Source organism: Chondromyces crocatus, assembly GCF_001189295.1.
Classification (GTDB): domain Bacteria; phylum Myxococcota_A; class Polyangia; order Polyangiales; family Polyangiaceae; genus Chondromyces; species Chondromyces crocatus.
Genome location: NZ_CP012159.1, coordinates 4,072,406 through 4,086,133 on the forward strand (window position 1 = coordinate 4,072,406; position 13,728 = coordinate 4,086,133).

11 protein-coding genes are annotated in these 13,728 nt (G+C 71.3%); 5 read left to right on the plus strand and 6 right to left on the minus strand.

Annotated elements, in window-relative coordinates:
* Nucleotides 1–35: 35 nt before the first annotated feature.
* Nucleotides 36–353 (plus strand): hypothetical protein, encoded by a 318-nt coding sequence (locus tag CMC5_RS15110; RefSeq protein ID WP_156338607.1) that lies wholly within the window; start codon nucleotides 36–38, stop codon nucleotides 351–353.
* Between the two features lie 175 nt (nucleotides 354–528).
* On the opposite strand, the gene CMC5_RS15115 is transcribed toward CMC5_RS15110, so the two are convergent.
* A complete protein-coding gene (locus tag CMC5_RS15115) occupies nucleotides 529–1,875 on the minus strand; it encodes a serine/threonine-protein kinase (RefSeq protein ID WP_050431094.1) in 1,347 nt (448 codons plus the stop codon).
* 185 nt (nucleotides 1,876–2,060) lie between these two features.
* Between CMC5_RS15115 and CMC5_RS15120 the strand changes: the two genes are divergently transcribed.
* The 3 genes from CMC5_RS15120 to CMC5_RS15130 all read left to right on the plus strand — a co-directional run bounded on the left by CMC5_RS15120 (nucleotide 2,061) and on the right by CMC5_RS15130 (nucleotide 6,218).
* Nucleotides 2,061–3,356: a coiled-coil domain-containing protein gene (locus CMC5_RS15120; protein WP_156338608.1), complete on the plus strand. Its 1,296-nt coding sequence runs from the start codon at nucleotides 2,061–2,063 to the stop codon at nucleotides 3,354–3,356.
* A 149-nt stretch (nucleotides 3,357–3,505) separates the two neighbouring features.
* Nucleotides 3,506–5,113, plus strand: coding sequence for a 3-dehydroquinate synthase (aroB, locus tag CMC5_RS15125; protein ID WP_245678446.1), 1,608 nt, complete (start codon nucleotides 3,506–3,508; stop codon nucleotides 5,111–5,113).
* Nucleotides 5,114–5,270: 157 nt separating this feature from the next.
* Entirely contained in the window at nucleotides 5,271–6,218 is a 948-nt protein-coding gene (locus CMC5_RS15130) for a metal-dependent hydrolase (RefSeq protein ID WP_082362508.1), read from the plus strand.
* 203 nt (nucleotides 6,219–6,421) lie between these two features.
* On the opposite strand, the gene CMC5_RS15135 is transcribed toward CMC5_RS15130, so the two are convergent.
* From CMC5_RS15135 to CMC5_RS15150, 4 genes are all read right to left on the minus strand, one after another.
* Nucleotides 6,422–7,756 carry a hypothetical protein gene (locus CMC5_RS15135; RefSeq protein ID WP_156338609.1) on the minus strand — a complete coding sequence of 445 codons (1,335 nt, stop codon included), beginning with the start codon at nucleotides 7,754–7,756 and terminating at the stop codon, nucleotides 6,422–6,424.
* Nucleotides 7,757–7,880: 124 nt separating this feature from the next.
* Complete coding sequence (locus CMC5_RS15140; protein ID WP_050431098.1) at nucleotides 7,881–9,647, minus strand: phospho-sugar mutase; 1,767 nt, start codon at nucleotides 9,645–9,647, stop codon at nucleotides 7,881–7,883.
* A gap of 68 nt (nucleotides 9,648–9,715) precedes the next feature.
* A complete protein-coding gene (locus tag CMC5_RS15145; RefSeq protein ID WP_050431099.1) occupies nucleotides 9,716–11,104 on the minus strand; it encodes an acetyl-CoA carboxylase biotin carboxylase subunit in 1,389 nt (462 codons plus the stop codon).
* 65 nt (nucleotides 11,105–11,169) lie between these two features.
* Nucleotides 11,170–11,619, minus strand: a complete 450-nt coding sequence (locus CMC5_RS15150; protein ID WP_050431100.1) for a GNAT family N-acetyltransferase — start codon at nucleotides 11,617–11,619, stop codon at nucleotides 11,170–11,172.
* Between the two features lie 135 nt (nucleotides 11,620–11,754).
* On the opposite strand from CMC5_RS15150, the gene CMC5_RS15155 reads away from it, so the two are divergent.
* On the plus strand, nucleotides 11,755–12,432 hold the full coding sequence (locus tag CMC5_RS15155) for a pseudouridine synthase (RefSeq protein WP_050431101.1): 678 nt from the start codon (nucleotides 11,755–11,757) through the stop codon (nucleotides 12,430–12,432).
* On the opposite strand, the gene CMC5_RS15160 is transcribed toward CMC5_RS15155, so the two are convergent.
* Nucleotides 12,411–13,541 carry a peptide-N-glycosidase F-related protein gene (locus CMC5_RS15160; protein ID WP_050431102.1) on the minus strand — a complete coding sequence of 377 codons (1,131 nt, stop codon included), beginning with the start codon at nucleotides 13,539–13,541 and terminating at the stop codon, nucleotides 12,411–12,413. The genes CMC5_RS15155 and CMC5_RS15160 overlap by 22 nt on opposite strands.
* Between the last annotated feature and the right edge of the window lie 187 nt (nucleotides 13,542–13,728).

Consider the following 13,728-nt stretch of genomic DNA (forward strand, 5'->3'; position numbering starts at 1 on the left):
GGGGGTTCTCGGAGCCCGAGATGATGGCCTTACTGATGACCGTCGCCGAATGGGTGGGGATGCACGGCCGCCTGTTCTGGATCGCCGACATCTCGCGGATCGGTCCGATCTGTCCTGAAGCGCGGCGCGCCACGGCCGGCATCGGGAAGAGGACGGGGATCTCTGGCTGCGCCATCTTCGGCGGTAGCTTTCAGCAGCGCTTGATCACGACGCTCACGGTGACCGCCGCCAAGCTGCTGAGGACCCAGGAGCTGGCACCGATCACGTACGTTCCGACCGAGGCCGATGCACGGCTATGGGTCTCGGATCTGAGGAATCGCCTCGACCTGGAGCTGCACCGCGCGTCGGCGTGACGTCCGGCCGGAGGGCCGTGACGCGCTGGCTGATGAGGTGCGCTGCGTGTCGGCGTGACGTCTGGCTCGGTGAGCCTGCGGGCTCCTGTCGATCGTAGGGCAGCCGTCGCGCTGGTGCGGGCCTTCCGCGTCCAGCGCCCTCGTGCGTCGGGGGCACGAGGCTCGCCAGCCCTCTTCAGATCCCGAACTGTTCTGCAGGCGTCCTTTTGCGGCGCGCGGGGGCGCTCGAGGGAGGCTGGCTGCCCTCGTCCAGAGCGGCGCCGGTCGCTTCTTGCGGCTCGGGCGGGGGTGGAGGCGACGGTGCGTCTCGGCTCGGGGTCGGTGGCTCCAGGTCCAGGGCGGGCGCGAGCGGTTCGGGGGGCTGTGCGCTCGTCTCCAGCGCGGGGGTGAGCTGCTCCGGGGCGTGGGCGGTGGGCTCCAGACCCGAGATCGTGGGCTGGGAGGGGAGGTCCACCAGCGGCGGGGCCTCCGGGAGGGGCAACGGCAGGGCCTTCATGGGGGGGAGGGGCGCGTCGACGGCACGCTCCTGCACCACCAGCGCGGCCATGCTGCCCGCGGCCAGCAGGAGCGCTGCCTGGATGGTGGTGAGCCAGGCGCGCGTGCGAGGGACGCCGGCGCGCCTGGCGAAGCGGAGCGGCTTTCGGCCGAGCGAGGGGAGGGGAGGAGGCCTTGGGATCTCGGGGGTCACGGCGTGCGTGAGCGCGTCCGAGAGGTCCCGGGCCGAGGGAAAGCGTCTGTGCGGCTCGCGCTGGAACGCCCGCGCCATCCAGGCGTCGAGGGCCGGGGGGAGCTCGGGCTGGAGCTGTCCGGGAGGCGTGAACGTGCCGCGGTGGAGGGCGAGCGCGAGCGCTCCCATCGTCGCGCCGTCGAAGGGCACGCAGCCGGTGAGCGCCTCGTACGTGACGACGGCCAGGCTCCAGAGGTCGGCTTGCTGATCGACGTCCTTCGCGCTCAGGAAGTGCTCGGGGCTCATGTAGAGCGGCGTGCCGACGAGGTTGCCGGTGGCGGTGAGCGGGGTGCCGGTGCTCGGGAGCTCTCGCTTGGCGGCGCCGAAGTCGATGATCTTGAGGAACAGTTCGCCGTCCAGATCGAGCACGAACAGGTTGTCCGGCTTCACGTCGCGGTGGACGATGCCGAGGCGGTGGGCGCGAGCGAGCCCACGCGCGGCCTGTCCGACGAGCAGCGCGACCTCATCGGGCGGAAGCTTGCCGAGTCGCTGGATCCGGCTGCGGAGCGTCTCGCCTTCGAGCAGCTCCATGGCGATGAAGCAGGCGCCCTCGCGGGTGACGCCGTGGTCGAGGACCTGAGCGACGTGGGGGCTCTTGATCTGGGCCGCGGCGGAGGCCTCTCGCTGGAAGCGCGCGATGCGCTTGGGGCCGGCCTCGGCGCCCCTGGCGATGAACTTGACCGCGACGCGCGCGTCGAGCGCGAGGTGCTCGGCGAGCCAGACCTCTCCGCCAGCGCCCCGTCCAAGGGGGCGCACGAGCCGCAAATTGGGCGTGATCAGCTCTCCGGCATCCATCGCGGCGCGCTCCTCGGCTCGACCAGCGGCGGCGGGGAGGTCGGCCCACCCTGACCGTGAAAGAGGCTATCTCGCTGGAATGATGTGAACAAGGCAGAGCGGTTCGATGGGCGCGAGGAGATCCGTGCGTGCGCATGTCCGCGACGCTGGTGATGACGTCTCGGTCGCAGTACACAAGATCCTCGATGGCCGCGAAGCTCGGGGGCTCGTTTCTCGCGCATGCCATGGGGCCTGTGCTGCAAGCGGCTGCGTGCATGCAGGCGAGCAAGATGCCGCGGGGGCTGGAAGAGATCGCTCCCGACGTGCTCGAAGGTGGGGTGCGACTCGGCATCCAGCAGGCGGCGGCGCGTGCGGGCGTGAGGGCGCGAGACGTGGAGCAGGTGCTCCCGATGGCGGCGCTGCGGGAGCGCCTGGAGCAGATCCGGAAGAGCCACCCGGCGGCCCTCGACGCCTGGCGGATGCACGCTGGGCAGCTCGGGGGGATGCTGAAAGGGGTCGCCGATCTGACGGTGGACGGGCGGGCCGTCCTCCCTGGCGCGGCCCTCGCGCGCATCGCGCGGAAGGTGCGGCGGGACAAGGCGCTCGCGCTGCCGGTGCAGGCGCTCTCGGACGACATGCTGGCCTGGGAAGAGCTGCTCGCCCAGTGCAAGGAGGCGCTGGACGCAGGCGCTGGGCTGCGGCTCGCGTACAGACTGCGGCTCACGCGGAACGCGCTCTTCGCGCTCGGGACCGTGGTGGCGCTGGTGGCCTTCGTCGTCGAGGCGCTCGCCGTGCGCGGAGGGCGCGCGCGCATCGACGTGGTGCTCGCGGGCATGGACGTGTGCGCCGTGGAGGGCATCGCGCCCCCTGATCTGGTGCGCGCCAGGCCAGAGCAGCTCGCCGCGATCGGTGGGCGGTGGCGCACGTGCCGCGCGATGCGGGACGCGGCGGCCGCCTTCGAGACCGAGCTGCAGCGCATCGAGGAGGGCGTGAAGGAGGCGGCGCGGCTGCAAGAGGAGCTGGACCAGCAGTGCGAGGCGCTCACGGAGAGGGCCGCTGCAGGCAAGGTGATCGCGCAGGACCTGGTGGTCGCGGGAGAGCGGAAGGCGCTGCTCGGGCGGATCCGGATGAAGACGCTGGCGCCACGGGATCTCGGGCCGACGCTGGCCCTCCTGCCCTGCCAGGGGACGCGGGCAGAGCCGAGGATGCGCGAGGCGTTCGTGGCCGCGGCGGTCGCGTCGGTGTGGAACTGGCTCGGGGGGATCGACCCGGGCGAGGACGCGCTCTCGCTGCTCCGGCCGCGGGCGCGTGAGATGAGCGAGCGCGCGCGGATCGTGCTGGCGGCTCGCGCGGAGGAGCTGGCGAAGCGGGCCTTGAGGCGGCCGACGCCGGACCGGATCGGCAGGGCGCTGCGGGTGTGTGCGCTGGCCGAGGCGCTGGAGGTGCCTGGAGGCAAGCTCTGCGACGAGGCGAAGACGCTGCCCTCGACCAACGCGCTTTGATTCCCGCGGCAGGGGCCTGACCTCGTTGCGTCGAGGAGCGGGCGAGGTCACCGGCCGTGTGGATGAGGCACGGGACTCGTCCTTCCGGCCGGTCGCGGCGCGTCTTCCGGCTGGTTGCGGCCTGCGCAGCGCCCTGCGATCCTCGGGCCGTGCTGGAACTTTCCGGGCGAGCGCCGCTCCTTCTGACCGGGTTCATGGGAGCTGGCAAGACGACCACCGGTCGGCTGGCTGCCGCGCGAGCAGGCGTCTCGTTCGTGGACCTGGACGAGGCCATCGCCGACGAAGCGAGGGCCTCGGTGGCGGCGATCTTCGCGGAGGGCGGCGAAGCGGCGTTTCGGGCGCGCGAGCGAGAGGTTCTCCGTCGCCTGCTCGCCGACCGCGGCCCGCGGGTGATCGCGCTCGGCGGGGGGACGCTGCTCGATCCGGTGCTCCGGCGCGAGGCCACGGCGGCGGCGTGCGTCGTCGCGCTCGTCGCGCCAGTGTCCACGCTCCTGGAGCGCGTCCGGGTGGGCAGCCCACGGCCTCTGCTCGACCGGGCGCCGGATCGGGAGGCGCAGGTCCGCGCGCTGCTCGCCGAGCGGGCGCCCGTCTATGCCGAGGCGCACGCGCAGGTCGGTAGCGACGCCGCGCCAGAGGTCGTCGTCGAGGCCGTCCTGCGCGCGTGGGCCGATCGTCCCCTGCTCGTGCCGCTGGGGGCGCGCACCTACGGGGTGCGCTTTGCAGGGGACGCCTTCCCCTCGATCGCCGACGCGGTCCGCGCCCTGCACCCCTCCGGGGTCTTCGTGGTCACGGACGAGACGGTGGGTGGGCTCTGGGGGGCTTCGCTCTCGCGAGGGCTCACGACGGCCGGGCTCGCGCCGCGCGCGGTGGTGACGCTGCCGCCTGGCGAGGAGCACAAGCGGCTGGCCTCCGTGGAGCGCGCGCTGGCGACGATCCTCGCCGCCGGTGCCGATCGGGAAGCACTCCTCGTGGCCCACGGGGGCGGGGTGATCACCGATCTCGGTGGGTTCACGGCGGCGACGCTGCTGCGCGGGGTCCGCTGGGTGGCCGCGCCGACGACGCTGCTGGCGATGGTGGATGCCAGCGTGGGAGGCAAGACGGGGGTGGACCTCGGCGAGGCGAAGAACGCCGTCGGCGCGTTCCATCAGCCCGCGGCGGTGGTGCTCGGTCCGGAGCAGCTCGCCACCGAGGAAGAGCGCGGGTTCCGGAGTGGCCTGAGCGAGGCGGTGAAGGCGGCGTGCGTGGGAGACGCGGTGCTGCTGGACCTCCTGGAGGGTGAGGCCGAGCGCGTGCTCGCCCGCGACCCGGAGGTGATCGGCGAGGTGATCCGCCGGAGCGTGGCCGTGAAGGCAGGGATCGTGGCGCGGGACGAGCACGAGGCGGGAGAGCGCATGTTGCTCAACCTGGGCCACACGCTGGGGCACGCGCTGGAGGCCGAGGGTGGGTTCCGGCGGCTGCGTCACGGCGAGGCGGTGTCGCTCGGTCTGGTCGGGGAGCTGCGCGCGGGGAAGGCCCTGGGGGTGACCCCGGCGGCGCTGGTCGAGCGTGTGGTGACGCTGCTCGAGCGGCTGGGGCAACCGACGCGGCTCGCCGAGCAGCCGATCCTGGCGGCATTGCCCTTGATCGGCCTCGACAAGAAGCGGCGCGGGGGCGGGGTGCGCTCGGTGCTGCTGCGGGAGGCCGGGGACGCGGTGGTCGAGACGATTTCAATCGAACGCTTGTCGAGGCTCTTCATCGAGGCTTCGGCAGAGGGCTGAGCTGATCGATGCGCCGGGGGATGCGCTGGAGAGGTCGTCCCCCGTACGATTGCGGTGTTGCCCGGGGAGCACAGGGGATTCCCGTAGGATTGCGTGCGCAAAATGCTGCTATGGGGGCGCCCCCGGCATCCCGTGACCTCGTTCCACGCGTCGTCGAATGAATGGTTCTCCCGAGGCGCCGGAGCGCCCGATCCGGGCTATAACGAGGCTCATGCATCCGGCGAAGAAGCGCGAGGGTGAGGATACTCCGTACGTCGAGCCGAGGCCTTTTTCTCCCGACTGCCTCAGACCACGGCGCACGAGGTTCTCTTTCGATCTCGATGACGTGCCGAATTACTGGGTCGGTGGCAGCCCGGCCAGAACCCACCTCTTCAATTCCATCAATGTGTTCCTGGTGCCCTTCGAAGAGTTCATGGTGCGGGTGCTGAGCGATCAGGGTCAGCGCCTGGACGATCCCGAGCTTCGCCGCCAGATCCGCGGCTTCTGTGGACAGGAAGCGAATCACGCCCGCGCACATCAGATCTTTCTGGATACCCTGCGGGCACAAGGCCACGACGTGGACGGGTTTCTGCACTTCGCCGACGCGATGTTCTCGCGCGTCCTCGAGCGTGGCCTCGGTCGCGATCTGAGCCTCGCGGCCATTGCCGGGTTCGAGCACCTGACGGCATTCCTCGCGGAGTTCATTCTCGACGGCGAGATGCTGGCGCAGGCGCCGCCAGCGCTGCAGGAGCTGTGGAAGTGGCACGCTGCGGAGGAGCTGGAGCACAAGGCCTTGGCATTCGATCTGCTGCGGCACGTGAATGGATCGTATCCACTTCGAATCGCCGGTGGCGCCCTGGGCGCCGGGATCGTATTCGGTTTCCTCGGCATCGGAATGGCGCTCCTCTTCACGGAGGAGGGGATCTTGTTCGAGCGGCGGACCTTGCGCGAGACGCTCGAGCTGTTCTTCACGCGCGACAAGATCCTGACGCGATCGATTCCGGTGATGCTCGATTACCTGCGTCCTGGCTTCCACCCTTCCCAGAGGGACACGCGCGGGATGGCCGAGCGCATGTTCGCGCAGGTGGAGCTACAGGTCGCAGAGGACGTTCCCCGCGCGGCCTAGTCGGGGTGCGCCTTGCGCGACGTGGCCAGGGCGCGCCTCGCGTTGCGTGGCCAGAACGTGCCTCGCGCGGTCCAGTCGAAGCGCTCCGCCCCTGTCTTGCGGGGCGGTGCTGCCAGGCTGGGCGGGGGGGCTGCGTCTCTGCGTCTGGAGAGACGGATCAGCGCCGCCTGGCTGCGCAGGGCGTGGTGCGTCCAGAGGCGCGGCTACGTGAACAGGTGCCAGGCGGCCAGCAGAGGCATGGCCGTCAGCGCGGTGAGGGTGAGGGTGAGCGTGTCGAGCACGGCGCACCGTACCCGGAAGTCCGCCAGCACCGCCGCGCGCTCGCCTGGGAGGCAAGCGCCGGCACCGACGGTTGCCTCGCCGCGGTAGGGGGTGCCCTGGCCAGCGCCCCCCTCCAGCACCACGACGGGGCCAGGCGGCAGGATAAGGTCAGGCGCGACGCGCTGGGGGGCCGTCGCGTCCTCGAAGCTGATCCAGCCGTTCTCTCCCAGCACGCCGGTCCGGCCTCGCTCCGTGCGCCGGAGCTGTGCGGTGACGCGCTGCCGCCACCCCTGGAGCAACGCCCCGAGGCCGAGGGCGAGCGCGCCCATGACGATGTAGGGGTGCGGCGGGCTCAGGGCATGCCGGAGGTCCCGAGGGCTGATGTCGGTCGGTACGTAGAACGGGTCGGCCTTCCGGAAGGCGACGCTCCTCCCGTGGTCGACGTCCTTCACGAGCCAGACGTCATGCTCCGCGATCCGCCGGACTTCGAGGCGGCCGCGGCTCGTGCTGTCGAACACGCTCGGGCGCGAGGTGTTGTGAGGGGGCGTGGGCATCGTGTGGTGGCGCCAGAGGCTCAAGGAGCAGCTCGACGCGGAGCAGGACCGCTCCACGACGACGTCGAGCTCGGGGAGGGTCTGCGCGAAGCGGTAGCCGGAGGGGCCATCCTTGCTCGGGAGCTCCTCGTGGGGCGTCTCGCCGTCGAGGGGAGGCACGATCGCGCTCGGGGGGAGGGGGCCGAGCAGCGCGTGCGGCTCCGGGTGATGCGCCGCCTGCACGGTGGACCACGCGACGAGCGCGACGGCCGTGGCGAGGCCACCCAGCGCGAGGGCGCGCAGCGCGAGGGCCGGGCGGGGCCCTCCGCGGGTCGCGAGCGCGATCCCGAGGATGCCTCCGAGCAGGCCGAAGCCGCCGTAGACGAAGGGGAGCACCATCAGCAGCGCGATGTCGCCCGTCCCGCAGCGCCAGTTGGAGATGATGATGGGCTGGTTGAGGTCGTAGAGGGCGCCGAGGAAGAACAGAGGCGCCAGGGTCACGGGGGCCAGGGCGCCGGTCAGCCAGGGATGTGCGATGCCGGTCCGGGCGGCCACGGTGGTGAGCAGGGGGATCGTCGCGAGCACGACGGCGATGGTCAGGATGACGAAGGGCAGATCGAGGAATGCGTTCAGGATCGCTGCGACCACGAGGGCGGCCACGGAGACGCTGCCCGTCGAGAGGCCGATGACCAGGACGCTCAGACCTGGCGAGAGGGGGCGCCGCATCGCAGGGGCAACGGACATCGCGCGGCGATCTTACAGCGTCCCCGGTCCGATGACGTTCCGGCGAAGCGCTCGGCCGACGTCTGCACGAGGGGGTGTGGGGCGGTGGGAGGCGGGCCCGTGGCGGTGGAGGCGCAGCGCGCGCTCAGCCCATTCCAGCGAGGCCGCAGAACGCCGTACCGAGCGCTTCGAGCTTGGCCCGCGCGCGCTCCTCGGTCTCGGCGAGGGGCTCGCCTTCGGCCACGAGCTCGCGGACGTCGAGGTAGAACTTGATCTTCGGCTCTGTCCCGCTCGGACGCGCAATGACGCGGCTTCCGTCCTCGAGCTCGTAGATCAGGACGTTGCTCGACGGGAGCGACAGCTTCATGGTCGTGCCGTTCTGCTGGACGCGCGTGCCCTGCGCGATGTCGATGCGCGCCGTGACGTCGAGGTCGGCGATGACGCGCGGTGGCTTGCGTCGGAGCCGGTCCATGGCCGCGTCGATGATGGCCATGCCCTCGGTGCCCGGGAAGGTGAAGCTGCGCTGGGTGCTCAGGAACAGGCCGTAGGTGCGGGCGAGCCGATCGAGTTCGTCGAGGAGGGTCAGCCCTTCGGCCCGCCGCGCAGCCGCCAGCTCGGCGAGGAGCAGGGCGGCGCTGATGCCGTCCTTGTCGCGCACGACGGTGCCTGGGCAGTACCCGAGCGCCTCCTCGTAGCCGAAGACGAAGCGGGTCCCCGTCTCCCGCTCGAGGTCCATGGCGCGGTTGGCGATCCACTTGAAGCCGGTGAGCGTCTCTTCGTAGCGAACGCCGAGGGCCCGGGCGATGGTGCCGAGCAGGGGGGAGGAGACGCAGGTGGCGATGACGAGGCGGTCGCCTTCCTTCACGCCTTCGGTGAGGAGGTAGTGGCCGAGCAGGGCGCCGAGCTGGTTGCCGGTGAGCTGCTGGTAGGTGCCGTCGGGGCGCTGGACGGCGGCGGCGAGGCGATCGACGTCGGGATCGCTGGCGATGAGGAGGGCCGCGTTCTCGCGCTGGGCGAGGGCGAGGGCGAGGTCGAGCGCGCCCTTCTCTTCGGGGTTCGGGAAGGACACGGTGGGGAAGGCGCCGTCGGGCTGGGCTTGCTCCGGGACGCTGGTGACGCGGGTGAAGCCGGCCTCGGCGAGGGCCTGGTGGACGAGGCGGTCACCGACGCCGTGGAGGGGGGTGTACACGATGGGGATCGCGCGGTCGCCGTCGGCGCGGGCGGAGAGGGCACGGATGGCGTCGAGGTACGCGCGCTCCAGGTTCGCCGGAAGATCGTGGAGGAGGCCCCGCTGGCGCGCCTCGTCGAGATCGGGGCAGGGGATCTCGTCGGCGTGCGGCGCGGCGTGGATCGCAGCGGCGATGCCGGTGTCGTGGGGCGGGATGATCTGGGCGCCGTTGCCCCAGTAGACCTTGTACCCGTTGTAGGCCGGCGGGTTGTGGCTGGCGGTGACCATGACCCCAGCGGCGGCGCCGAGGTGCTTCACGGCGAACGCGGTGATCGGGGTGGGGCAGGGCGCGGTGGCGAGGTGGGCCGGGATGCCAGCAGCGGCGAGCACGCCCGCGGTGTCCTCGGCCAGCTCTCGGCTGAGGCGGCGGGCGTCGTAGCCGACCACGACGCCACGGTTGCGCGCCTCGTTGCCCAGCAGGTCGAGCAGGTAGGCTGCGAGGCCCGCCGTCGTCCTCCGTGCGACGGCGCGGTTCATGCGGCTTTCGCCCGCGCCGAGGAGCCCCCGCAGGCCTGCGGTGCCGAACTCCAGAGGCCCGGAGAAGCGCTCGTTCAGCTCGGTGCGTGCGGCCGCGTCCCCTGCGCGGGCTGCCTCGACGAGGCGCTGGAGTTCGCCTCGGGTGGCGGGATCGGGATCGTGGGCGAGCCAGCGCTCGGCGGGTTCGAGGAGGGGGTCGTGGTTCACGGCCCCTTTCTAATGGCGTGCCGGACCGTTGACCAGGGTGGCCCGCGCTCCGCGAGGGGCCGGAGTCGCTAGCGCTTCACGAGCGCTTCGGCGAGCGAGGTGTCGTACTGGCCGCCCGCGAACTCTTCGGAGGCGAGCACCTTGCGGAGGAAGGTGAGGTTGCTGGCCGCGGGACCCGCGGGGCCCGTGAGTTCCAGGGTCGTCGCACCGAGCGCGGCGTCGAGCCGCTGGATGGCGTCGGCGCGGGTCTCGCCGAAGGCCACCACCTTCGCCAGCATGGGATCGTAGAACGGGGTGACGTCGAGCCCCTCGGTGATGCCGGTCTCGATGCGCAGATCCTCGCCAGCCTCCGGCCAGGCGAGGCGGGTGACACGACCGGGCTGAGGCGCGAACTTCTTCGCCGGGTCCTCGGCGTAGACGCGGGCCTCGATCGAGCTGCCGCGCCGCTCGTTCGCGAGGATCTCGGGTGCGAGCGCCTCGCCCGAGGCGACGCGGATCTGCTGCTCGACGAGGTCGATGCCGGTGACCATCTCGGTCACGCAGTGCTCCACCTGGAGGCGCGCGTTGACCTCCAGGAACCAGATCTCGCCGGACTGGCTCGCGACCAGCTCCACGGTGCCGGCGCCCACGTACCCCACGCTGGTGACCACGCGGAGCGCGTCGGAGAGCAGCTTCTGGCGTCGCGCTTCACCCTCGGATCCCTGGAAGAATGCGGCGGGGGAGGGCGTCTCCTCGATGATCTTCTGGTGCCGGCGCTGCACGCTGCATTCGCGCTCGCCGAGCGCCACGGCGCCGCCCTTTCCGTCGCACAGGACCTGCACCTCGATGTGCCGGGGCTTCTCGATGTAGCGCTCCAGGTACACGCGCGGGTCGGCGAAGGCCTGGCGGCCGCGATCCGAGCAGGCCTGGACGGCGCGTGCGAGCTTCGCCGCGTCGGGGACGATCTGCATGCCGATGCCGCCACCGCCGCCGGCTGCCTTGACCAGCAAGGGGAACCCGATGCGCTCGGCCTCGCGCGCGACGGCTTCCGTGTCGGCAGGATCGAGCGGGCCATCGGTGCCTGGCGGTGGGAGGACGCCCACCTTCCGCGCGACCTCGCGGGCGCGGATCTTGTCACCGAAGGCGTCGAGCACCTCGGGAGGAGGGCCGATGAAGGTGATCCCGGCGGCCGCGACGGCGTCGGCGAAGGCACGCTTCTCGCTGAGCAGGCCGTAGCCCGGGTGGACGCCGTCGGCGCCGGTCGTGCGGGCAGCGTCGAGGATGGCCTCGATGTTCAGGTAGCTGTCCTTGACGGGCGCGGGCCCGATGCGGACCGCCTCGTCCGCCATGGCGACGTGCGGCGCCTGGGCGTCGGCGTCGGAGTAGACGGCCACGGTGGCGATGCCGAGGCGCTTGCAGGTGCGGAGGATGCGGCAAGCAATCTCACCGCGGTTGGCGACCAGGATCTTGCGGAGCACGCTGGAGGCGTAGGATGGGCACCGCGGGGTCGTCAAGCAGGCTCGTGGTTTTCGCCTTCCAGGGGTCAGGTCGTGACGACGCCGTAGGGGTTCTGGCGTCGGATCTCCATGTACCGGTCTTCCATCGCCGGGCGGAAGCCGAGCGGGGCGTAGACGCCGTGGGCATCCCGGGTGCCGAGGATCCAGCGACGGAGGCCGGTGAGTTCCGGGTGATCGAGCGCCGTCTGCACCATCCAGCGTGCGAGCCCGCGGGCGCGGTGCGCCTCGAGGACGAACACGTCGGCGAGCCACGCGAAGGTGGCCTTGTCGGTCACCACGCGGGCGAAGCCGATCTGCGCGTCGTCGTGGAAGAGGCTGAAGTTGACCGAGTTCGCGATCGCGCGGACGAGCACGTCACGCGGAAGGCCAGGCGACCAGTACGACGTGTGCAGGAAGCCGTGGACGACGTCGAGGTCGATCCGCTCCGGATCGGTGGTGATGCGGTACGGGGGACGGCTCGCGATCCAGGTCTCCATGGCGCGGAGGGTGCCGGAGGAGGAAGCGACGGAGAAGCGTGAAACGTCAATCAACCAACCAGCGCTGGCAGGCGCACGGAGGGGGGTGGAGGCGCGCTCCGCGTGAGCGTGCCCTCGTGCTAGCGTCCGCGCCTCATGACCGGCCCCGCCGCACCGCTCCCCGTCCTCGTGCGGACCGACCGCTACGTCGCCGTCGACAAGCCCTCGGGCCTCGCGGTGCACCGTGGCGACTGCCGGGATCGCGTGACCGCGCTGGACCTCGTGCGGGACGACATGGGCTGCTGGGTCTACCCGGTCCACCGCATCGATCGCGGGACGAGCGGGGTGGTGCTCTTCGCGCTGGACCCGGAGAGCGCTGCCAGCCTCCAGGCCTGCTTCAACGCCTCGACCGTCGAGAAGCGCTACCTCGCCCTCGTGCGCGGCTGCCCTCCAGATGAGGGGGTCATCGATCATCCGGTGCCGAAATCCGAGGGGGGCCCTCGCGTGCCTGCCGTGACCGACTTTCGCAGACTCGCCGCGGTCGAGCGCTGCGCCCTCGTCGAGGCGCGCCCGCGCACCGGCCGATTTCACCAGATCCGGCGTCACCTCAAGCACATCGGTCACCCGCTGATCGGGGACGCCAACTACGGCAAGGGCGCCCTCAACCGGGCCTACCGCGACGACGTGGGGCTCGCGCGCCTCGCGCTCCACGCCAGCGCACTGTCATTCCCCGATCCGTGGACCGGAGAGCGTGTGCGCGCGGTCGCGGAGATCCCCGATGACCTTGCAGCGCCCCTCGTGCGGCTGGGGTTTCATCTCCCGAATGCGATGTAGTGGGCCGAGAGCCGCCACTGGCCACCGGGCGAAGGGTTGACGATCGTCCAGGCGAAGCGGTGCTCTCCCGGCGTGACCGGCGCGGCACCGTCGAAGACGAGCGGTGGCGTGACGCTGCCCGGGCACCAGTTCGCGCGCGGTGCCCTCACGCTCTCGATCGCGCCACACGGGTTCTCCTGGCAGTAGTCGAAGCCGCCATCCGCGGGTCCGTAGTGCGCGAGCGTGCAGAGCGTGTCGCAGTCGTCGCGCCAGGCGTTGAAGTGGGTGATCGCCTCGTCGTCGACGAAGATCCGGTGGACGCGCCGACAGAACTCCTCGGCCGGGCCGATGCATCCCGTCCCTCCGGGGTCGCCGCCATGACCCGTGGCGCGGTACTCGAGGCGGGCGCTGGTCGTCCCTTCGGGGACCTGGAACGCGATCGGCGTGCTGCCGTCCATGCCGCGCTGCGTTCCGTTGAACAAAGGCACCACGGCGAGCACGTCGCGGGGGGCAGGACCGGGGGTCACCTCCAGCGAGGCGTTCACATTCCATCCACCGTTCGCGCCACTCACCTGACCCTCGGGATCCGGCCATGTCGCGATGAACGCCTTCAAGCGATGCGGGCCAGGCATTCCGTTGGCGATGTCGGTGATGTCCTCCTCGAGGCGCATGGGCCCGCCAAACGGCGTGATCGCGCGGATCAACTCGATGCCGGGGGCGTCTCCGTCGGCGCGCGGGTCGTCGAGCGAGATCTCGAAGTTGCGGTCGTACGCATCGCAGTCGGCTGGCCAGCGGTGCCCTTCGGGTGGAGGGTTCGACGACCAGGTCTCGAAGGGAGTGCAGGTACTTTTCAACTCCACCACCAGCTTGACGGAGGCGAACGGCGCGCCGCTGAGATCGATGTCGGCGAAGGCTTGCTGGAAATGCTCGTCGTTCGCATCGCTGCTGATCCGGACGTCGTTCAGCGCTTGCAGCGTGTAGGGCGCAGCGGGCGCCCCGCCAGCTCCTCCAGTCCCTGGTCCTGGATCAGGAGCCGTCTCGGTGCTGCATGCGGTGAGGGTGGTCAGGAGCGTCGCCGCGCCGAGCACCAGGGCACGCGCAGACGCACGCGCAGCAGAGGAGGGGTGCATCCTTCGAGGGTAGGCGCGGCGTGGGCGCGTGTCCCACGTCGTCGTGCCGTGGGCTGCACGTGGCGCAAACTGCCGCGATCGCTCGGGTTCCCATGTGGGTCGAGCTGCCCCTCCTTGCCCGTGCGCACCGTGCCGGAGACTTGCTTTGTCCGCTATGGGGGATTAGCGTCCGCTTTGATAGCGGTAG